At 61.4% G+C, this 18878-nt stretch carries 16 protein-coding genes, 1 tRNA gene and 2 pseudogenes; 5 read left to right on the forward strand and 14 right to left on the reverse strand.

Going from position 1 to position 18878, the window contains the following annotated elements; all coding sequences use genetic code 11:
• Positions 1–40 precede the first annotated feature (40 nt).
• The 3 genes from AB4N42_RS02190 to gabD all read right to left on the reverse strand — a co-directional run bounded on the left by AB4N42_RS02190 (position 41) and on the right by gabD (position 4296).
• On the reverse strand, positions 41–1255 hold the full coding sequence (locus tag AB4N42_RS02190; protein WP_460115806.1) for an HDOD domain-containing protein: 1215 nt from the start codon (positions 1253–1255) through the stop codon (positions 41–43).
• Positions 1256–1403: 148 nt separating this feature from the next.
• Positions 1404–2681, reverse strand: a complete 1278-nt coding sequence (gabT, locus tag AB4N42_RS02195; RefSeq protein WP_030142193.1) for a 4-aminobutyrate--2-oxoglutarate transaminase — start codon at positions 2679–2681, stop codon at positions 1404–1406.
• A 172-nt stretch (positions 2682–2853) separates the two neighbouring features.
• Complete coding sequence (gene gabD, locus AB4N42_RS02200) at positions 2854–4296, reverse strand: NADP-dependent succinate-semialdehyde dehydrogenase (protein ID WP_460115807.1); 1443 nt, start codon at positions 4294–4296, stop codon at positions 2854–2856.
• 350 nt (positions 4297–4646) lie between these two features.
• Here gabD and AB4N42_RS02205 point away from each other — a divergent pair.
• Positions 4647–4723, forward strand: a tRNA-Arg gene (locus AB4N42_RS02205).
• 64 nt (positions 4724–4787) lie between these two features.
• Here AB4N42_RS02205 and AB4N42_RS02210 read toward each other — a convergent pair.
• From AB4N42_RS02210 to AB4N42_RS02220, 3 genes are all read right to left on the reverse strand, one after another.
• Positions 4788–5405: a hypothetical protein gene (locus AB4N42_RS02210; RefSeq protein ID WP_460115808.1), complete on the reverse strand. Its 618-nt coding sequence runs from the start codon at positions 5403–5405 to the stop codon at positions 4788–4790.
• Positions 5402–5974, reverse strand: a complete 573-nt coding sequence (locus AB4N42_RS02215; protein WP_030142196.1) for an RNA polymerase sigma factor — start codon at positions 5972–5974, stop codon at positions 5402–5404. Before AB4N42_RS02215 ends, AB4N42_RS02210 begins: the two co-directional genes overlap by 4 nt.
• Before the next feature lie 170 nt (positions 5975–6144).
• Positions 6145–7821 (reverse strand): vWA domain-containing protein, encoded by a 1677-nt coding sequence (locus tag AB4N42_RS02220; RefSeq protein WP_460115809.1) that lies wholly within the window; start codon positions 7819–7821, stop codon positions 6145–6147.
• Positions 7822–8062: 241 nt separating this feature from the next.
• Here AB4N42_RS02220 and AB4N42_RS02225 point away from each other — a divergent pair, with 241 nt between their 5' ends.
• Together AB4N42_RS02225 and AB4N42_RS02230 are read left to right on the forward strand one after the other, a co-directional pair.
• Positions 8063–8626 (forward strand): hypothetical protein, encoded by a 564-nt coding sequence (locus AB4N42_RS02225; protein ID WP_407684462.1) that lies wholly within the window; start codon positions 8063–8065, stop codon positions 8624–8626.
• Between the two features lie 19 nt (positions 8627–8645).
• A complete protein-coding gene (locus tag AB4N42_RS02230; RefSeq protein ID WP_030142199.1) occupies positions 8646–9230 on the forward strand; it encodes a hypothetical protein in 585 nt (194 codons plus the stop codon).
• A 60-nt stretch (positions 9231–9290) separates the two neighbouring features.
• Here AB4N42_RS02230 and AB4N42_RS02235 read toward each other — a convergent pair whose 3' ends face one another.
• On the reverse strand, positions 9291–10292 hold the full coding sequence (locus tag AB4N42_RS02235; protein ID WP_030142200.1) for a zinc-dependent alcohol dehydrogenase family protein: 1002 nt from the start codon (positions 10290–10292) through the stop codon (positions 9291–9293).
• A gap of 106 nt (positions 10293–10398) precedes the next feature.
• Between AB4N42_RS02235 and AB4N42_RS02240 the strand changes: the two genes are divergently transcribed.
• Positions 10399–11277: a LysR family transcriptional regulator gene (locus tag AB4N42_RS02240; protein ID WP_460115810.1), complete on the forward strand. Its 879-nt coding sequence runs from the start codon at positions 10399–10401 to the stop codon at positions 11275–11277.
• A 152-nt stretch (positions 11278–11429) separates the two neighbouring features.
• Here AB4N42_RS02240 and AB4N42_RS02245 read toward each other — a convergent pair.
• From AB4N42_RS02245 to AB4N42_RS02265, 5 genes and pseudogenes are all read right to left on the reverse strand, one after another.
• A pseudogene (locus AB4N42_RS02245) lies at positions 11430–12462 on the reverse strand (virulence RhuM family protein).
• 96 nt (positions 12463–12558) lie between these two features.
• A complete protein-coding gene (locus AB4N42_RS02250) occupies positions 12559–12876 on the reverse strand; it encodes a DUF3375 family protein (RefSeq protein WP_460115811.1) in 318 nt (105 codons plus the stop codon).
• A gap of 119 nt (positions 12877–12995) precedes the next feature.
• Entirely contained in the window at positions 12996–14309 is a 1314-nt protein-coding gene (locus AB4N42_RS02255) for an MFS transporter (protein WP_334598603.1), read from the reverse strand.
• Between the two features lie 37 nt (positions 14310–14346).
• Entirely contained in the window at positions 14347–14520 is a 174-nt protein-coding gene (locus AB4N42_RS02260) for a hypothetical protein (protein WP_460115812.1), read from the reverse strand.
• Positions 14521–14652: 132 nt separating this feature from the next.
• On the reverse strand, positions 14653–15210 hold the full coding sequence (locus AB4N42_RS02265; protein WP_030142204.1) for a YbhB/YbcL family Raf kinase inhibitor-like protein: 558 nt from the start codon (positions 15208–15210) through the stop codon (positions 14653–14655).
• A 140-nt stretch (positions 15211–15350) separates the two neighbouring features.
• On the opposite strand from AB4N42_RS02265, the pseudogene AB4N42_RS02270 reads away from it, so the two are divergent.
• Positions 15351–16884: pseudogene (locus AB4N42_RS02270) on the forward strand (FAD-dependent oxidoreductase).
• Positions 16885–17021: 137 nt separating this feature from the next.
• Here AB4N42_RS02270 and pgaD read toward each other — a convergent pair.
• Both pgaD and pgaC read right to left on the reverse strand, forming a co-directional pair.
• Positions 17022–17525 carry a poly-beta-1,6-N-acetyl-D-glucosamine biosynthesis protein PgaD gene (pgaD, locus tag AB4N42_RS02275; protein WP_460115813.1) on the reverse strand — a complete coding sequence of 168 codons (504 nt, stop codon included), beginning with the start codon at positions 17523–17525 and terminating at the stop codon, positions 17022–17024.
• Positions 17522–18877 carry a poly-beta-1,6-N-acetyl-D-glucosamine synthase gene (gene pgaC, locus AB4N42_RS02280; RefSeq protein WP_198798007.1) on the reverse strand — a complete coding sequence of 452 codons (1356 nt, stop codon included), beginning with the start codon at positions 18875–18877 and terminating at the stop codon, positions 17522–17524. The genes pgaD and pgaC overlap by 4 nt, the downstream gene beginning before the upstream one ends.
• Position 18878 lies beyond the last annotated feature (1 nt).

Here is an 18878-nt window from a genome sequence, read left to right on the forward strand (position 1 = left end):
ATCGCGAGCAAGCTCGCTCCCACAGGGTTGGGCGGTGACTTTATTTACGGCGCAACCGCATCAATTCCGGCAACCCGATCTTCAGCAGACGCGCCGTGCGCCCCCGAGCGAGTTCTTCCAGGCCCTCATGGGATGGCAAATGGGCCATCTGCGCGGCCATGTTCATCACCAGCGCCTCGCGGGAATAAACCCCACCGCCCAGGCCATACACTGCCGCGATCAACTCTCGCAGCTCCAGCGGCAGCCGCCAGCGGGTGCGCAGCGCCGAGCCGAAACCGGCGCCGAACTGTTCAAGGGAATCCCCGACTTCCTCGGGCTCATCCAAATCGCCACCGGCCTGCGTCCACTCTTCCAGGCAGCGCAGCAGCGCCAGGTCGCCCAAGCGGTGCAGCAGGCCCGCGCAATAACAGCGCTCCTGCTCCAGGTCCAGCATCCGGGCGATCGTCCGGGCGTATTCGGCAGTGTGCAGCGATAACTCCCAATAACGTTCGGCATAGTCCGCCAGGCACGGAACACTCAGCCTGGCACAGCGCTTGATGGTCAAGCCGAGGATCAGGTTCATGCTCTGTCCGGTACCGAGCTGGTGCAACGCCTGGGCCACGGTCTGTACCGGGCCGCCGCCCTGATGCTGGGCAGCGCTGTTGGCCGCGGCGATCAGCACGGCGGTGATCTGCGGATCGGTGCGGATCTCTTCTTCCAGTAGCTTCAGATCCAGCCCGCCGGGATTGAGGCTGCGCTTGATCGCCACTTGCACATCGGTCATCAACGGCGCGCCTTCGGCCAGGTCCCGTCGGCGCTCAAGGAACGTGGCCAACGTCAGCCCCGGCCCCGGGGTTGGCGCGGGATTGGAAGTGTCTTCGCCGCTCAGTAGCAAGCCTTGCAAACGCTGGGTCAGGTTCTCGCGGTTCAAGGGCTTGGTCAGGTACGCCGTCGGCGCCAGCGGCAAGACCTCGCGCACGCTGGCGCCGTCGTTGCGGCGGCTCACCAGGATGAACGGCAACGCCGGTGTACGGTGCTGCTGGCGCAAGCTGCGCAAAATGCTCAGGCCATCGACACCTGGCAACTCCCAGTCGGCGATCACCAAGTCATAGGGGTTATGCGCCAGCAATTCCAGGGCCTGCCGTCCCTCGTCACAGGTGTCCACCCGGGCATCGCAACGCACCCCCGACAAGACCTGTTCAAGCAGCTCCCTGGACGCTGGATCGGCCTCGGCGATCAGCACACGCGGTACAGCAGGTAAATCCACAGCAGTCATGCCGCATCGCTCCCTTGCAATACATGCACCTTAGACAATTGCGGCCGTTCCAGACAGTCCAAAAACACCGCCCCCTTTCCTCGGGCATGAAAAAACCCGCCGAAGCGGGTTTTTTGTGGATCAACGCACAGCTCAAGGCTCTTGAATATCAGAGCTCGGAGAAGCACTCTTCGATGATCGCCAGGCCTTTGTCCAGTTGCTCGTCTGGCGAGGTCAGCGGCACCAGCACCCGCAGGACGTTGCCGTAAGTGCCGCAGGACAGCAGGATCAAGCCCTTGTCACGGGCCTTGGCGACGACTTGCGCCACCGCGGCAGCGTTCGGCTTGTGGCTGTCGCCATTCTCGAACAGTTCCACGGCGATCATCGCGCCCAGGGCGCGCACTTCACCAATCACCGGGTATTTCTTCTGGATAGCCTTGAGGCCAGTTACCAGGCGCTCGCCCACGGCCTTGCAGCGATCCAGCAGGTGTTCTTCTTCGAACACTTCCATCACCGCCAGCGCTGCGGCGCAAGCGATCGGGCTACCCGCGTAGGTGCCGCCCAGGCCGCCCGGCGCGATGGCATCCATGTACTCGGCCTTGCCGCACACACCGGCCAGCGGGAAGCCGCCAGCGATGGATTTGGCGAAGGTGGTCAGGTCGGCGGCGACGCCCATCTGCTCCATGGCGAAGAAGGTGCCGGTACGGCCAGCGCCGGTCTGCACTTCGTCAGCGATCAGCAGGATGCCGTGCTGGTCGCACAGGGCGCGCAGGCGCTTCATGAATTCTTTCGGCGCTACATAGAAACCACCCTCGCCCTGGACTGGCTCGATGATGATGGCGGCGATGTCACGCGGCTCGGCGTCGTTCTTGAAGATGCGCTCGATGCTGGCGATGGAATCGTCGATGCTCACGCCGTGCAATTCGTTCGGGTACAGCGCGCGGAAGATACCGCCGGGCATCAGGCCCATGCCGGCCGAGTACGGCACGACTTTACCGGTCAGGCCCAAGGTCATCATGGTGCGACCGTGGTAAGCGCCGGTGAAGGCGATCACACCGGCACGGCCAGTGGCGGCGCGGGCGATTTTCACGGCGTTTTCCACCGCTTCGGAACCGGTGGTGACCAGCAGGGTTTTCTTGGCGAAATCACCAGGAACCTTGGCGTTGATTTTTTCGCACAGTTCCACGTACGGCTCGTAGGCCAGGACCTGGAAGCAGGTGTGAGTCAGCTTGTTCAACTGTGCGGTCACGGCGGCGATGATTTTCGGGTGCACGTGGCCGGTGTTCAGCACGGCGATACCGCCAGCGAAGTCGATGAACTCGCGACCCTCAACGTCGGTTACCGTGGCGTTCTTCGCCGATTCGGCGAAGATCGGGTGGATCTGGCCGACGCCACGTGGAACAGCGGCGGTACGGCGGGCCATCAAGTCAGCGTTAGTCTTGCTCATTACAGTCCTCATTCGCCGCTCATCGGTCGGCGTGGCTCAAGGAATACATGGCGGGGAGGCAACTGCGACAGCATGCGATGATCGACTGCCACAGCGTTCCGGCCACAAGAAACAGAACGGGTGAAACGCGCAAAGGGACAGCGCTCTCGTGCCCCTTGCGCTTGAAGCGGTATCAGATACCCAGGCAGAGGTATTTGATTTCCAGGTAGTCCTCGATGCCGTACTTGGAACCTTCACGGCCCAGGCCCGAAGCCTTGATGCCGCCGAACGGCGCGACTTCGTTGGAGATCAACCCGGTGTTGACGCCAACCATGCCGTATTCCAGGGCTTCGGCCACACGGAACACACGGCCCAGGTCACGGGCATAGAAGTACGAAGCCAGGCCGAACTCGGTGTCGTTGGACATCGCGATCACTTCGGCTTCGTCTTTGAAGCGGAACAGCGGCGCCAGCGGGCCGAAGGTTTCTTCCTTCGCCACGGCGGCGTTTTTCGGTACGTTGGTCAGGATGGTCGGCTCGAAGAAGTTGCCTTCCATCTGCTTGCCGCCCGCCAGCACGGTGGCACCTTTGCTGACGGCATCGGCGATGTGTTCCTGGACCTTGGCGACGGCTTTTTCGTCGATCAACGGGCCAGTGGTGGTGCCGTCTTCCAGGCCGTTGCCGATCTTGAGTTTGGCCACTGCGGCCTTGAGTTTTTCGGCGAACGCGTCGTACACCGAATCCTGGATGTACAGGCGGTTGGCGCAGACGCAGGTCTGGCCGTTGTTGCGGTACTTGGAAATGATCGCGCCTTCGACGGCCTTATCCAGGTCGGCGTCGTCGAACACAATGAATGGCGCGTTGCCGCCCAGTTCCAGGGAGACTTTCTTGATGTCCTTGGCGCATTCGGCCATCAGCTGGCGACCGATCTCGGTCGAGCCGGTGAAGGACAGCTTGCGCACGGTCGGGTTGCTGGTCAGCTCGCCGCCGATGTCGCCGGCGCTGCCGGTGACCACGCTCAGCACGCCTTGCGGAATACCCGCACGGTGCGCCAGTTCAACCAGGGCCAGGGCCGAGAACGGGGTTTGCGAAGCGGGCTTGATGACCATGGTGCAACCGGCAGCCAGGGCCGGGCCGGCCTTGCGGGTGATCATCGCTGCCGGGAAGTTCCACGGGGTAATGGCGGCGGTCACGCCGATCGGCTGCTTGATCACGATCAGGCGCTTGTCGGGCTGGTGGCCAGGAATCACATCACCGTAGATGCGCTTGGCTTCTTCGGCGAACCATTCGATAAACGAAGCGGCGTAGACGATTTCGCCCTTGGCTTCGGCCAGCGGCTTGCCCTGCTCCAGGGTCATCAGGCGACCCAGGTCGTCCTGGTTTTCGATCAGCAATTCGTACCAGCGGCGCAGCTTGTAGGCGCGCTCTTTGGCGGTCAACGCACGCCAGGCCGGCAGCGCCTTGTCGGCGGCTTCAATCGCACGACGGGTTTCGGCAGCGCCCATCTTCGGCACCGTGCCCAATACTTCGCCCGTTGCCGGGTTGGTGACCTTGATCGTCTGACCATTGTCCGCATCGACCCAAGCGCCATCGATGAAGGCTTGCTGGCGGAACAACTGGGTGTCTTTAAGCTGCATGTCGGCTTTCCTTAACAGCACCGCGCGCACGCGGAGCGAATTAGAGTTGTAGAAAGGCGCCTTATGGGCTGCCGTCAGGGAAATCATTCACCGGGCTGAAGCACAGAAATAACGCACATAAGCACAGACGTGCGGTTCAGCACCCAGACAAGAGCGTTTGAAATCTCAAACGAATCCTAGGGCCGATGGGGTTCGAGGACAATAGGCTGTTCGAAAAAAAGAACGAAAAAGCTGCATTTGCCTGTTTTTTCTGATCAGCGTAGCCAACAGCCGCGGAGCGAGGCAGAAACAAACGGCAAATCAGCAGCATGGACGCCTGCCATGCTTATGAGTATCATGGCGCCCGCGTTGCACCAGTAGCTCAGCTGGATAGAGTACTGCCCTCCGAAGGCAGGGGTCGTGGGTTCGAATCCCGCCTGGTGCACCATACATGGAAAATCGAAAAGCCCCAGTCCTCGCGGATTGGGGCTTTTTTGTTGCCTATTTTTTACTCAGCGCTGACGCAACGCCTCCAACCGCGCAGGCAAATCCTCCTTGGGAAAGCGCTTGTGCAACGCCAGCAGCTTCTCGTCAGCGGCCTTGCTGTCACCCACCTCGCGCAAACGCAGGATTTCCATCAACCCCTGTTCCAGCGTTGGCAGCGCAGCCGGTGCGGCCTTGCTCATTTTCGCGGCGGGTTTTTCCAGCAGGGCCTGGTCAGCGCTTGCCGGAGCTCGGGCCAACTCGCCCTGGGGCGCCATGCGGACGATCGGCGCGGGTGCGGGGATGGCTGGCGGTGGTGCGGCGGCAACAGCAGGCTCTTGCCGGTTGGCGGAAAATTCCACGGATGCGAGTGGGGACGAATGATCCTCGGGAACGGGCGAGCGCAGCACCAGCCCGATCATCAGCGCCACACCGGCGACCGTGGCGAATGCCATCTGCCAACGTGGCCGCTGACAGGCGTGCAACCAACGCTGCCACAGGCTCGGCGCAGGCGTCGGCGCTTCACGGCGGGCAGCGGCCAGGATAAAGGCGTCCAGGGAAGGTGGCGGTTCGCCGCTGGGGTGCTGGCGGAAATGCTCGAGCAGCATTTCGTCGTCGGCATCCGGCGTGTGTTTGCGGTCGATCATGCGGGTACCTCCTCGGCCAACAGTCGGTGCAATTTCTGTTGGGCGTAACGCAAGCGGCTCTTGACCGTTTCCAGCGGGGCGCCAGTCAGCGCAGCAATTTGCGGCAACTCCAAGTCGCCGTGCAGGCGCAGCAGGAAAACCTCCCGCTGATCCTCGGGCAAGGCCTGCAAGGCGGCATCGAGCCGTGCCTGGTCGCGGCTCAAGCTCAACTGCTGCTCGGGGCTGCTGGCGTCGTCGGGCTGGACGTGCAGCTGTTCGTCATAGCTGTCATGCAACGGATTGTGGACACCGTGTTTGCGCCAGTGGTCAATCAACCGGTTGCGGGCAATCTGGAACAACCAGGTGCGAAAACTCGCCCGGCCTTGTGGCTGGGTGGCGCTGCGGATCAGGCTGAGCCAGGTGTCCTGGAAGATTTCCTCCGCCAGTTCGGCCTTGTTGCTCAACGACACGAGAAAACGATAAAGCCCCTGCCGATGACGGGCATACAGGACTTCGAAAGAAGCCCCGTCGCCATTGCGGTAGCGGGCCAGCAACGCTTCGTCGCTAGGTGAATCAAGCGCTGCGGGCATGTGGGGGGCGAACTCCTTTCGATGTAGAACACGGCCTGCCGATTGTAGAGGACTCTGTGGGAGCCGGGCTTGCCCGCGAAGGCGGCGTGTCAGGCACAGACGTTTCGCCTGACACGCCGCCTTCGCAGGCAAGCCCGGCTCCCACATTTTGATCCTCGTTATGCGCAGGATCAGCGCTTGGCCGCAGGCTCGAGGCTCTGGGCCAACTCCACCAACTGCACGAACTCCGAGCGCAACCCAAACGGATCATCGCCGCGGGCCGAGCGCGCCAGTTGGGCGGTGTCCTTCAGGCTCATCGTGCCAGTGTAGCGTCCATCGCCCTTGAGCTGCTGGGCAAAGGCGGCCACGGACGCGGCGAAGCGCAGGTCATCGCTGGGTTGTTTTTCGCTCTGCACACTGGCAATGGGATGCTCGATCAAGCGACTGCTACCGCCCTCGACCGGTTTGTAGCGTACACGCAACATCGCCAGTTCACCGGACTTGCCGTCCGACTTCGGCGCGTTGCCATAACGCAGTGGTTCCAACCAGCCCGGCTCGCCCTTCGGGACAATTTCGTACAACGCCGTCACCGTGTGCCCAGCACCAATCTCACCCGCGTCGACCTTGTCGTTGTTGAAATCCTCACGCTTGAGCGCGCGGTTTTCATAGCCCAGCAAGCGATATTCGCTGACCTGGGCCGGGTTGAATTCCACCTGCAACTTCACATCCCGCGCCACCACCGCCAAGGTGGAGCTGAGTTGGTCCACCAGGACCTTGCGCGCTTCGAGCAGGTTATCGATGTAGGCGTAGTTACCATCGCCAGCGTCAGCCAATTGCTCCATCAAGTGTTCGTTGTAGTTATCCACACCGAAGCCCAGCGTCGTCAGGGAAACGCCGCTCTTGCGCTGATCCGTCGCCATCTGCTTGAGGCTGTCGAAGTCGCTGATGCCGACGTTGAAATCGCCATCGGTGGCCAGCAGGATACGGTTAATGCCGTTATCGATGAAGCTCTCCCGGGCCATCTGGTAAGCCAGCTCGATACCCGAGGCGCCCGCGGTGGAACCACCAGCATTGAGCTGGTCGATGGCGTTGCGGATCTTCACCTTGTCACGGCCCGAGGTCGGCTTGAGGACCACCCGGGATTCGCCGGCATAGACCACCAAGGACACGCGATCCTGGTCGCGCAATTGATCCACCAGCAGTTTCAGCGTGCTCTTGACCAGCGGCAGGCCTTCACGCCGGTCCATGGAACCGGACACATCCACCAGGAACACCAGGTTGGCCGGGGCCAACTCCGCTACGGCGCGATCGGATGCCTTGATGCCGATGCGCAACAAACGGGTATGGGGATTCCACGGCGACGGGGCGATTTCGGTCGTTACGCCAAACGGCGAGCCATCGGTGGGCAAGGCGTAGTGATAAGGGAAGTAATTGACCATCTCCTCCAAGCGCACGGCGCCCTCGGGCGGTAGGCTGCCCTGGTTGAGGAGACGTCGCACGTTGGCGTAGCTGCCGGTATCGACGTCCACGCTGAAGGTCGATACTGGCGTCTCGGCGACGCTATGGACGGGGTTGTCCGGCAGTTTTTCGTATTGTTCGCGGGGCTCGGCACGGTAACCCTCGGCAATGGAATCGCTCGCCACGCTTGGGGCAGGCATCGCTGCCGGTTTCATGAGCATGCGCTTGACCGTCGGCTGACGCACTTCGGCGATCTCGCCTTGCGGTACAACACTGGGCGCCACGACCACCGGTTCCGCCGGCTTGGCAGTCTCCCGGGACGAAGACAACCCACAACCGGCCAACGTCACCAGCATCGTGACAGCAAAGCCCTGGGCGGCAGGACGCATAAAAGAAAGTGGACGGGACATGGGCTGAACCTCGTGAATGGATGATCCGTACGCAAGGTCAGACGCAGGGCAGCTGCGGTTCGGGTTAACCCCCTGAAAATAATTTTCTGAGTGTTCGCAGCCCTTCCTCAGCTTGATGCTTTTGCAATTCCCCTCAAGTTACCGCCTCCCGAGTCGAGACACTAAAGTGCCATCACCCCTATAAGGACATTCCGTGTTCAAAACGTTCCTCAAGGCCACCGCCCTGGTCGCCACCCTGTCGATGACCGGCTGCGTGTCATACACCGTCACCGGCCCGGTGGGCGCGCCACAGCACCCTGCCCCTGTCAGCAGCCCACGTATCGCACAAATTGCCGATGTCGCCGTGACTGCCCCCGATGTCAACGATGCCACCCGCACGGCCATCAGCCGCTCGCTCACCGCCCAGCTCAATCAGTACGTGCAGACCGGCGGCTACTTCAAGCAGGTCACCGAATACCCGACGCGCCTGGGCGAGAATGACGTGTTGCTCAAGTTCGACATGACCTCTCTCAAAGGCCATCGCGCTCCGCATCCGGGCTATTTCCCCGGCGCGTTGCTGACCCTGACCATCTGGATCTGGGTGAACGGTCCTATCTACGTCGACAGTTTCGACGTCGCAGGGAACCTGAGCATCGTCGATCGCGACGGCAAGGAACTGGCGACCGCCAAGGAAGAGATCAAGCTTGAACGCAACGTAGGCCTGTATGGCCGCGAATACTGGGCACCGACCATGGGTGCACAGCAACTGAATCAGTTGGTGGCGCAACTGCTGGACAACGCCACGGCGCGCCTGGCCAAGCAATAATTCCTAGGAGCAGGACACCATGGGTTTCATCAAACACAGTTTCATATTGGCCGCCGTGTTGCTGACGGGTTGCGTGTCTTACTCGCAACACGAGTTGCCGGACGTTAAAACCTGGCCGCCTGCCGCTGCCACCACAGCCTCCAAGCCAACCGCCTTCGTGCGCACCACTGCGCAGAACCAGGTCAACAGCGGCCCGGCCGTCGCTGCCTCGGGCGCCCAGGCCACCGCTTGGGAAAGCTCGGTGACCGAGACCTTCCGAGACTCCGGACGTTTCGCGCGGGTCAGCACCGACAAGGTCGAATCAGACATCTACGCCGAAGCCACCTTGAGAAACAATGAACAGTTCAGCATGGCTTCGGCCATCATCACTGGCGCTACGTTTTTCGTGATCCCCTCCACGGCGCGAAACACCTTTACCCTCGAAACCGTATTCAAGGACAAGGACGGTAAAGAGCTGGGACGTGTGCAGAAGAGCGAATCGGTACGCACCTGGATGCACTTGGTGCTGATCTTCGGTATTCCGTTCCAGCAGGACACTCGTGACGTCGTGCAGGCGCTGACACGCAGCACTTTGGAAGAGGCTGTACAGCGGCGGTTGCTGTAACCAAGCATGATTGGCGAGGGATTTTTCCCTCGCCAGCAGACGCCAGCCTGACGGATCGGCTCACTCAGCCCCGAGTTCCACCACTGTCTTCCCTTGCCCCCGCCCCTCGGCGACCTGAGCGAAGGCTTCGTTGACGTCCTCAAGGCCAAACCGGGTCTGATCCACCTTGATCCGCAACTGCCCAGCCTCAACCAGCGCCGCGGCCTCCCGCAAGATATGACCGTGATGCGCACGGCCCTTTCCGGTCAACAGCGGCATCAAGGTAAACACCCCGGAATAACTCGCCCCCCGGAACGACAAGGGCGCGAGGCTGTGCTGGCCCCAGCCCAGGCAACTGAGCACATGGCCGGTGTAGGTCTTCACTGCGTTGAACGAAGCATCAAGCGTCGCGCCGCCCACGGTGTCGTAGACAATGTCGAAACCTTCGCCGTCCGTGTGCAGGCGGACGTAGCTGTCGGTGTCCTGGGCCCGGTAATCGATGGGCGTTGCGCCCAGCTCGCGGATGAAATCCAGGCTGCTGGCCGAGCCGGTGGCATAAACGTCAGCGCCCCGGGCCTTGGCGATCTGCACGGCGATTTGTCCGACGCCGCCCGCGCCGCCATGGATCAATACCTGTTGGCCGGGATGGACATTGGCTCGATCGACCAGTCCTTCCCAGGCCGTGATGAACACCAAGGGCAAGGCTGCCGCTTCACGCATGCTCAATGCGCGGGGCTTTGGCGCGACCAGTTGTGCATCGACGGCGATGTATTCGGCCAATGCACCTTGAGCGCCACCAATCCCACCGGCCATGCCGAACACTTCGTCGCCAATAGCGAAATCGACAACGCCTTCGCCCAGCTCAACGACAACGCCCGCCAGGTCGATGCCCAGGACCGCAGGAAGCGGTTGCCGGGCATGGCCACCCGCTCCCGCTGCGATTTTGGTATCCAGCGGATTGATCCCGGCAGCGTGCACTTGGATCAGGAGCTGTCCCTTGCCAGGAGTGGGCCGGGCGATGTGGCGGACGATCAACGGGGCCTGAGCGGTTTCAGCGACGGCGGCAAACATGGTGTTGTTCATGACGGTAAACCTCCAGTGAGTGGGCAGGTTCATCATGGGCGCGCCGACGCATTCCGATAAGTCAGCAATAATGGATAGGATTTATTCCAGCAAAAAGCCAAATCCTATGGATCTGTTCGAGGCAATGCAGGTATTCGTAAGGGTCGTGGAGCGCGGCTCGTTCTCGGCAGTGGCCAGGGAGCTGAACCTGGGCCAACCGGCGGTGAGCAAGCAGATCCGCGCGCTGGAACAACACCTTGGCGGCGCGCTGTTCGCCCGCAGTACCCGCCATCTCGCGCTGACCGACCAGGGGCAGCATTTCTACGCCCAGAGCAAGGACATACTCGCTAGCCTGGACGCGGCACGCCTCGGTTTCGCCAATGGCCAGGAACAGATCGCCGGCCCCCTGCGCGTAACGGCCCCGGTCAGCTTCGGACGACTGTGCATCGCGCCCCTGGTGGGCCGGTTTCTGGCACGTCACCCACGGGTCCGGCTCGACCTGCGGCTAAGCGATCAGAACGAAGATGTGTTGAAGGAGAATATTGACGTTGCCATTCGCATCGGCGCAGTGAAAAACGAAGGGCTGGTGGCGGTTTCCCTGGGGGGCAGTCCTCGACAGGTGTATGCCACCCCCGCCTATCTGCAGCAGTACGGAAGCCCCCTTCGGCCAGCCGATCTGGCCCACCACAACTGTCTGGCTTTCACGCTGCTGGAGCATTACGACGTCTGGCGATTCGAGCGTGGAGCCGAGCAATACCAAGTGACGATCAAGGGCAACGTCACCAGCAACAGCAGCGAAGCGATCCGGGAAATGGTGCTGTCCGGTCTCGGTGTTTCGCTTTCCCCGCAATGGCTGTATGCCGCTGATATTCGCCAGGGAACGGTAGTCCCGCTGCTTGCCGATTACCAGCCACTGACGCTCCCCATCAACGCCGTGTTCAGCCACGACCGACGCCGCTCGGCGCGCACCCGGGCCTTTGTGGATTTTTTACGCGAGTGTCTTTAAAAAGACCGCAGCCAAATACTTGTAAGTGTCAAAGGCGATGCTGGAACTTCGGGCACTTAACCTTGCCAGGCGGTGAATTCTCATAAAGGCCCAAACCTTAGACGTCCATTCCAATAAAACTTAGCCACCTGTCGCAGACGGGAATCTCGCAGTCAAGACCTAGATTGGGTCTTGCTCGATAGCGAGTGGACAAGCTGGCTCAGATCCGCGAGGTTTTGATCAGAGCTCGCCGTATCTTCTTGCTGGCGCAGTTTATGAAATAGCTCGTATTGCGACTCGGCATGCTGCTTGGCCAGGTCATGAGAAATTTGGCCCGCGTTATCCAGAATTTCGCGGTCGTTCAATTTCAGGAAACCATCAAGCTTTCTCAACCACTCAGCCATGGACATTGGAATACGACGCATGGCTTGGCCTTCCGCAAACACCAGGTATTGCTCGACCAGATTGTTCAAAGCGCTAAGTTCTTCTGCCGAGAGGTAGTTTTTAGCATTCGAGATATCCTGTTTGCGAACCTTGGCACCGCGCCAGTTGGTCAGGCCCATGTGGGGTTTACCACTGTCCGCACGATTGTGAATAAGCTCGGCCGCAGTCTGCCCGGTAATTGCCCAGTGCACTTTGTTTTGTAGTCTTGAAGAAGCTGATGCTGGCTTCCTGAGTCGGGTCGTAGTCCACACTGGTGGCGTAGATGTCAGTAATCTTCTGGTAGAAGCGTTTTTCGCTGGTGCGAATATCCTGGATGCGCCGCGTCAGCTCTTCAAAGTAGTCGAACGGCTGATCGGGATTTTTCAGGCGCTCGTCATCAAGCAAAAAGCCTTTGACTATGTAGTCACGCAACTGCCGGGTGGCCCACTGACGGAAGCGCGTTGCCGTATGGCTTTGTACGCGATAACCCACGGAGATAATGGCGTCCAAATTATAGTGCTTGAGATTGCGCTTTACCTGGCGCGTACCTTCCTGACGAACTACTAAGAAATCCTTAGTGGTTGCGTGTTGATCAAGCTCTCCCTCGCTGAAGATGTTCTTCAGATGCATCAACACGTTCTCTGGCGTGGTGCTGAATAACTCTCCCATCAAGGCTTGGGTCAACCATACGGTTTCATCGACAAAGCGCACGTCCAACCGGGTTCGCCCGTCTTCGCTCTGGTAGATGATGAACTGCGAGGTATTGGCGTTATCCGTGCTCATATCTCAACGACTCCGACTTGGTCAGCAGCGCGATCAGTTCCAAATGTAGCCCCCTCAATATTCCTGTGTAAGGAGCCTGACGAATGCACAACCTCTTCAATCACTAACTGCGGTGGACAATTCATATTCTTCTTCCGACGCGCCTGGCGGGAAGCGCCGTTCGAGGTAGCCTTCCGACAGCCAGACCGCTATATAGCTTTGCGCTGTTCCCAGATGCTCGCCTCGCACGCGAAGCTCTTCTAGTTCCCGCTCGATACGCTCATGGAAGATGGATGCGGGCAGACCCCGCTCGCTTTCGTACAGATGGGTCTGGAGCAAGCCCAGGGTCAGCGGCCCATGATCGGAGGCCAACAACCGCCACAATGGCTGGGTCCGCAACCGACGAAACGTAGCAATGGTTGTACTGGCTTTCATGCAAGGCTCCCCGACAGAAGAGATGCCCATGGTAAACACAATGTGCGTTGAATCTACCTCGAATCAGGTCGGTTCATACTGTTTCAGAAAAGGCCTACAACAAATTTTGCGGATTGTAGTCAGGGTTCCGACGCTAGCGCCGAACCATAAACACGCTCACCCCGCCCCGGGAAATACGCCGCCGCGGTCACGCCCACCGCCCCCATCACCACGCAATATCCGACGCACACCCACGGGCTCCATGGCACCAGCGCAATCAACACCAACGGCGTCATGCTGGCCCACAGCGCGTAGGCGATGTTGTAGGTGAACGAGATGCCGGACACGCGAATCTTCGGCGGGAACAGGCTGACCATCACCGATGGCACCGCGCCGACCACGCCACAACCCAGCCCGGCCACTGCGTAGGCCAGGCCCAGCCAGGCACTGCCACTGATCAGGCTGGCATAGAGCACGGCGATGCCCAGGGGCAGCAGCAGGCTGTAGAGCATGACGGTGCGCCAGGCGCCAATGCGGTCGACGATGAGGCCGGCCAGGACGCAGCCGATGTTCAGGAAAACGATGCCGAGGCTGCTCAGGGCGAAGGTGTGGCTGGGGGTCAGGCCGAAGCTTTTCTGCATCACGGTTGGGGTGATGACGACGAACACGACCACGGCGGAGGTCAGCACGCAGGTGAGGATCGCAGCGGGCAGCAAGGCGTGGCGATGGTCGCGCAGGACCGTGCGCAGCGGCAGTTCCGCCGCCCCCTCACGATTGGCTTGCAGCGCCATGAAGATCGGCGTTTCGCTGAGCCAGCGGCGCAGCCAGACGCCAATCACGCCGAAGATGCCGCCCAACAGGAACGGCAGGCGCCAGGCGTAGTCGAGGATTTCCGTCGGGGTATAAATCCGCGCCAGCGCGGTGGCGGTCAGGGCGCCGAGCAAATAGCCAAAAGTCAGGCCCGCCTGGAGAAACCCCAGGGCATAGCCACGATGTCGCAGCGGCGCATGTTCAGCGACAAAGACCCAGGCACTGGGCACTTCGCCGCCCACCGCCGCGCCTTGCAGGATGCGCAACGCCAGCAACAGCAACGGGGCGAAATAGCCGATCTGCGCGTAAGTCGGCATCACGCCGATGAGCAGGCACGGCAAGGCCATCATGAGGATGCTCAAGCTGAACACCCGCTTGCGCCCCAGGCGATCGGCGAAGTGCGCCATGAGAATTCCGCCCAAGGGCCGGGCCAGGTAGCCGGTGGCGAAAATCCCGAAGCTTTGCAGCAGGCGCAGCCACTCGGGCATCTCTGGCGGGAAGAACAGCTGGCTGAGGGTCAGGGCGAAAAAGACAAAAATGATGAAATCATAGATTTCCAGCGCACCGCCGAGGGCGGCCAGGCCCAGGGTCTTGTAGTCGGATCGGCTGAACCGCGCGTCTGGCAGATGAGTCGAGGCAGTCATAGGCAAGTTTGAAAGTGAGTGGAAAGAAGGCAACGGCTCAGGCAGCGGGATCTTTGTCCACGGGCTGCGCGGGCGATTGGCCTGGCTCGGCGTCTGCGGCCTCGTCAGCAGGCAGGAAATCCTTGCGGCTCTGGGCGATGGCCCGGCGTATCTCGTCGCCCTTGGTGGGGCAGTTCTTGAGGCGGCCGATGCCGTCGGTTTTCTGCGTCATCGCCATCCTCCGGCATGAGTGAACACGGGCCGATAGTGCTCGCTTTTGGCGCTCGATGCCAACTTCCGTGACGATTGGGACTGCTGTGCAGCCCTGCGGGAGCGAGCGCCCTCGCCCCGGGTTTATGCACGATCAACGGTGATAGCGGCGCACCACGCTGCTGTTGCGCAGTACATGGCCGTTGAGTTTTTCCATCAATTGGGTGCGAGTCAGGCCGGCGGGCAAAGCTTCGGGCGGCAGGTCCAGGGCGAAAATCTGGATCAGGTAATGGTGGGCACTGTCGCCAATGGGCGGGCACGGGCCGATATAGCCAGGGGTGTTCTTGCTATTGAGACCGCTCATGCCTTCCAGCGAGGACTTGGTGCCCGCGCCTGCTGGAATCTGCCGGGTGCTGGGCTTGATTCCATAATGAATCCAATGATCGACACCCTGCCCCCGCTGGCCGTCGGGGTCGAGCATGACGATGGCATAGCTGAGGGTGCCCGGAGGACCAGCGTTCCAACTCAAGGCCGGGGAAATATTCTTGCCGCCGCATTTGTTGGCGTCACTGGCGGCCGCTGCGGTGAAGAGGCGGTCGTCCGACACACCGGGAATGCTCAGGGTAAAACGCTCTTCAGCCTGGACCCCTTGTGCGCACAGCACGAGGGTGACGGCCGCGAGCCAGGAGGAAAGGGAAGTCAATCGGGTCATACCGGGCACCTTGAATGCGGTTCAGGCCATGGACGGCCTGCGAACTATAGCCGCAGCGCCGGCCCGGTTGCAGTGACAATTACGCTGAACCTCACTCCAATTGCTCGACTCCAACGGGAAACGCCTGCCGGAGAACGACCATGCCCATGCATCAAGTCGCCCGCCTCGCTGATGTGCGAGAGGACCGCGGCCTCGAAGTCAGCCTCAATGAATCACCCGTCCTGCTGCTGCGGGCCGGCGGTCAGGTGCGGGCATTCCAAGGCAAATGCCCACATGCCGAGCGCACCGTTGGCCAAGGGGGCGGTGTGCCACGGCCGGCTGATCTGCCCGTGGCACAAAGCGGCATTTCGCGCCGAAGACGGCGCCCTGTGCGAACCGCCGGCCCTCGACAGCCTGGAGCGTTATCACGTGGAGGTGCGCGGCGACGAAGTCTGGGTCGATGACCAACCACTGCCGGCCGAGAAAATCCCGCCGGCCGATGATCCGCGTACCTTCGTCATCATCGGCGCCGGCGCGGCGGGCACAGCGTGCGCGGCTGCGTTGCGCGAGAAGGGTTTCGGTGGGCGGATCCTGATGCTCGACCGGGAAGCCGAGGCCGGCTATGACCGCACCGTCTTAAGCAAATATGTCCTGGCTGGCGACATGGCGGCGGACAAGACCCCGCCCCTGCGCGATGAAACTTATTTCACCCAGCAACGCATCGAACGGCGCCATGGCGAAGTCACCGACCTTGATGTGGATGCACACCAGATCCGCCTCGCCAGCGGCGAAACGTTGAGCTACGACGCGGTGCTCCTCGCCACCGGCGGTGTGCCCAAGACGCCCGGCTTGTCAGGGCTCGACCTGCCGAATGTTTTCACCCTGCGCTCCTTGGCCGACAGCAGGCAGATCCTCGACCGTGCCCAGCCGGGGCAACAGGCGGTGATCATCGGCGACAGCTTCATCGCCATGGAAGTTGCCTCCTCCCTGCGCAAACGCGAACTGAGCGTCACCGTCCTGGCCCGTCATCCGGTGCCGTTCGCCAAGCAGTTCGGCGACAGCATCGGCAAGGCGATCCTGGCAAGGCACCGCGCCAATGGGGTGGTGTATCACAGCGAAGGCGAAGCAGCGCGAATCGAAGGCACGGGCAAGGCCGAAGCCGTGGTGCTGGATAACGGCCAACGCTTTGCGGCGGACCTGGTCATCATCGGTGTCGGCGTGCATCCGGCCACGGAGCCGTTCGCCAACCTGCCACGAGAGAATGATGAATCGTTGATCGTCGACGACGGCATGCGCGTGACCGATGGCGTATGGGCCGTGGGCGACATCGCGACCTTTCCCCTCAACGGCCAGCCCCGGCGCATCGAACATTGGCGCCTGGCCCAGCAACAGGCCCGGATCGCCGCGACGAATACGCTCGGTGGTGAAGAGCATTACCTGGACGTGCCGTTCTTCTGGACGTATCACTTCGGCAAGCGCTACGACTATCTGGGCCACGCAGAGGAATGGGATGAGGTGCAATTCAAAGGCGCACCCGAGCATCCGCCCTTTATCGCGCTGCTCGGCAAGGACGGCCTCGTCGCGGCAGTCGTGGCCTGCGATGAAGGCCGGGCCATGGCAGCACTGGCCCAGCGCATGAAACAACCGCTGCCCGTGGATGAGGCTTGGCGGCTGGTTCGGGACTTTTCGGCGTAGCTTGTCTTTAAAAACGCCACAAAACCTGTGGGAGCGAGCTTGCTCGCGATGGCGTCTGCTCGGGCAGCAACACGGTTGCCTGACACTCCGCTATCGCGAGCAAGCTCGCTCCCACAAAGAAATAGTCGCAGCTGCGCTTACGCGGAGTGATCCGCCGGTAAATGGATCACCCGTGGTCGCTCCAACGGGGCCAGGGGCGGTGGCTGCAAGTCCGGGCTCAGCAAATGGAAATGCGGCACCACGTGGCTGATATCCCCATCCTGATTGTTGTGGATGATCTTCGACCCAGGCTGGCGCAAGGTTTCCAAGCGTTCGTCGGTCAACTTGAAACTGGCGCTCAGGCCCTGGTCGTCCACGGCCGGCCTCGGCAGCCGTCGCTGGGCAAAGCTACGGCTCTTGCGCTGTTGATAACGCGCCCAGGTGATCAGGATGATTGTGTTGACCAACGCGATCCAGCCGTAGATCTGCAACGTCCCCAGGGTGTCGAACAATGAACCGCCCACGCGCGGGCCGGCGTGACTGTCGAACAGCGGCCACAGCCCGTTCACCAGTAGATACAACAGCCCGACCCACGCCAGCACCGTAAAGAGCACATCGATGACCACCAGAAAGGGTCGCTGCCGGGTCCTGATAATTTTCATCGGATCACTTCCTCTTCTTCGTCATCGAACGGTTTGATCCCGCGATCCGGGCTGACCCAGCGGGCACGCTTCTGATGCTGGCCGAACAACACCTTGGGGAAACTCACCAGGGTGGTGAAGAGGCTGATCAGCCAGAACACCAGCGGGTACCAGACCACCCAGAACATGATGTGCCACAGGCCTTTTTCGTAGCGGCGGTCGATCAGGATGCTCACCGCGAACTGCATCAGGCACACCACCGCCAGCAGCAGCCCGGTGAAGGCCGGCGGCATGAGGTGGTCTACTGCGATAGCCGCAGGCATCTCGACGAATTTACCGGCGCCCCAGAAGATCACCGACAACAGGAAGGTGAACGCCCAGCCGGTGGACAGGCAGTATTCGAACAGCAGCGGCCACAGGTAACGGTGACGGTATTGCCAGATACCGCGGATATTCTTGAACAGCACCTCGGCGCCACCCTGGGCCCAGCGCAGGCGTTGCCGCCAGAGGCCGCGCAGGGTTTCGGGCATGAGGATCCAGCACAGGGCGCGGGGCTCGTAGAAGATGCTCCAGTGGTCCAGTTGCAGTTTCCAACTGATGTCGATGTCTTCGGTGATCATGTCCGGGCTCCAATAGCCGACCCGGTGCAGGGCCGTGCGCCGGAACGCGACGATCACGCCGGACACGGTAAAGATCCGCCCGAAGACTCGCTGGGTGCGCTTGATCAAACCGATGATCGAGGAAAACTCGCCGACCTGGACCCGGCCCACCAATGTCGAACGGGTGCGGATGCGCGGGTTGCCGGTCACCGCGCCGAGGCGGGCGTTATCCAGCATCGGTGCAACCAGGTAGGCGCAAGTGTTGGGCGCCAGCAGCGCATCCCCGTCGATGCACACCAGGTATTCGCTGCGTGCAGCAATGGCGCCCATGCGCAGGGCCACGGCCTTGCCCTGGTTTTCCGCCAGGTGCAGCACGCGCAAACGTGGGTCCTCGGCGGCCAGCCGGTCGAGCACTTCGGCAGTGTTGTCCTTGGAGCCGTCGTTGATGGCGATGACTTCGATGTTCGGGTAATGCTGGCCCAGCGCGGCGTGAATCGTGTCGGCAACGTTGTCGCCTTCGTTGAAACACGGGACCAGGATGCTGATCAGCGGCTCGCCGGCCAGGGGCGGCGGCAGCGTGTCGTCCTTCCATGGCCAGTGGCGCTCCCAGTGCAGCCAGAAATACAGGCCACCGGCGATCCACAGGCCGGACATGAACAGCGGGTAGAAGAACACGAAGTCCATCAGGAATTGCCCGGTGACCAGGAAAATCAGGCCCAGGGGCACCCCAAGGACAATCGCCAGCACCAGGACGGCGAGCAGTCTGTCGAACATG

It is taken from the genome of Pseudomonas sp. H2_D02, assembly GCF_054677635.1.

Bases quoted from the DNA above. Each gene is read 5' to 3' on its own strand.
- gabD (WP_460115807.1), bottom strand. From the start codon at position 4,296: ATGCAGCTTAAAGACACCCAGTTGTTCCGCCAGCAAGCCTTCATCGAT.
- AB4N42_RS02230 (WP_030142199.1), top strand. From the start codon at position 8,646: ATGGGTTTCATCAAACACAGTTTCATATTGGCCGCCGTGTTGCTGACG.
- AB4N42_RS02220 (WP_460115809.1), bottom strand. From the start codon at position 7,821: ATGTCCCGTCCACTTTCTTTTATGCGTCCTGCCGCCCAGGGCTTTGCT.
- pgaC (WP_198798007.1), bottom strand. From the start codon at position 18,877: ATGTTCGACAGACTGCTCGCCGTCCTGGTGCTGGCGATTGTCCTTGGG.
- AB4N42_RS02255 (WP_334598603.1), bottom strand. From the start codon at position 14,309: ATGACTGCCTCGACTCATCTGCCAGACGCGCGGTTCAGCCGATCCGAC.
- gabT (WP_030142193.1), bottom strand. From the start codon at position 2,681: ATGAGCAAGACTAACGCTGACTTGATGGCCCGCCGTACCGCCGCTGTT.
- AB4N42_RS02260 (WP_460115812.1), bottom strand. From the start codon at position 14,520: ATGACGCAGAAAACCGACGGCATCGGCCGCCTCAAGAACTGCCCCACC.
- AB4N42_RS02210 (WP_460115808.1), bottom strand. From the start codon at position 5,405: ATGATCGACCGCAAACACACGCCGGATGCCGACGACGAAATGCTGCTC.
- pgaD (WP_460115813.1), bottom strand. From the start codon at position 17,525: ATGAAAATTATCAGGACCCGGCAGCGACCCTTTCTGGTGGTCATCGAT.
- AB4N42_RS02225 (WP_407684462.1), top strand. From the start codon at position 8,063: ATGACCGGCTGCGTGTCATACACCGTCACCGGCCCGGTGGGCGCGCCA.
- AB4N42_RS02190 (WP_460115806.1), bottom strand. From the start codon at position 1,255: ATGACTGCTGTGGATTTACCTGCTGTACCGCGTGTGCTGATCGCCGAG.
- AB4N42_RS02235 (WP_030142200.1), bottom strand. From the start codon at position 10,292: ATGAACAACACCATGTTTGCCGCCGTCGCTGAAACCGCTCAGGCCCCG.
- AB4N42_RS02215 (WP_030142196.1), bottom strand. From the start codon at position 5,974: ATGCCCGCAGCGCTTGATTCACCTAGCGACGAAGCGTTGCTGGCCCGC.
- AB4N42_RS02240 (WP_460115810.1), top strand. From the start codon at position 10,399: ATGGATCTGTTCGAGGCAATGCAGGTATTCGTAAGGGTCGTGGAGCGC.
- AB4N42_RS02265 (WP_030142204.1), bottom strand. From the start codon at position 15,210: ATGACCCGATTGACTTCCCTTTCCTCCTGGCTCGCGGCCGTCACCCTC.
- AB4N42_RS02250 (WP_460115811.1), bottom strand. From the start codon at position 12,876: ATGAAAGCCAGTACAACCATTGCTACGTTTCGTCGGTTGCGGACCCAG.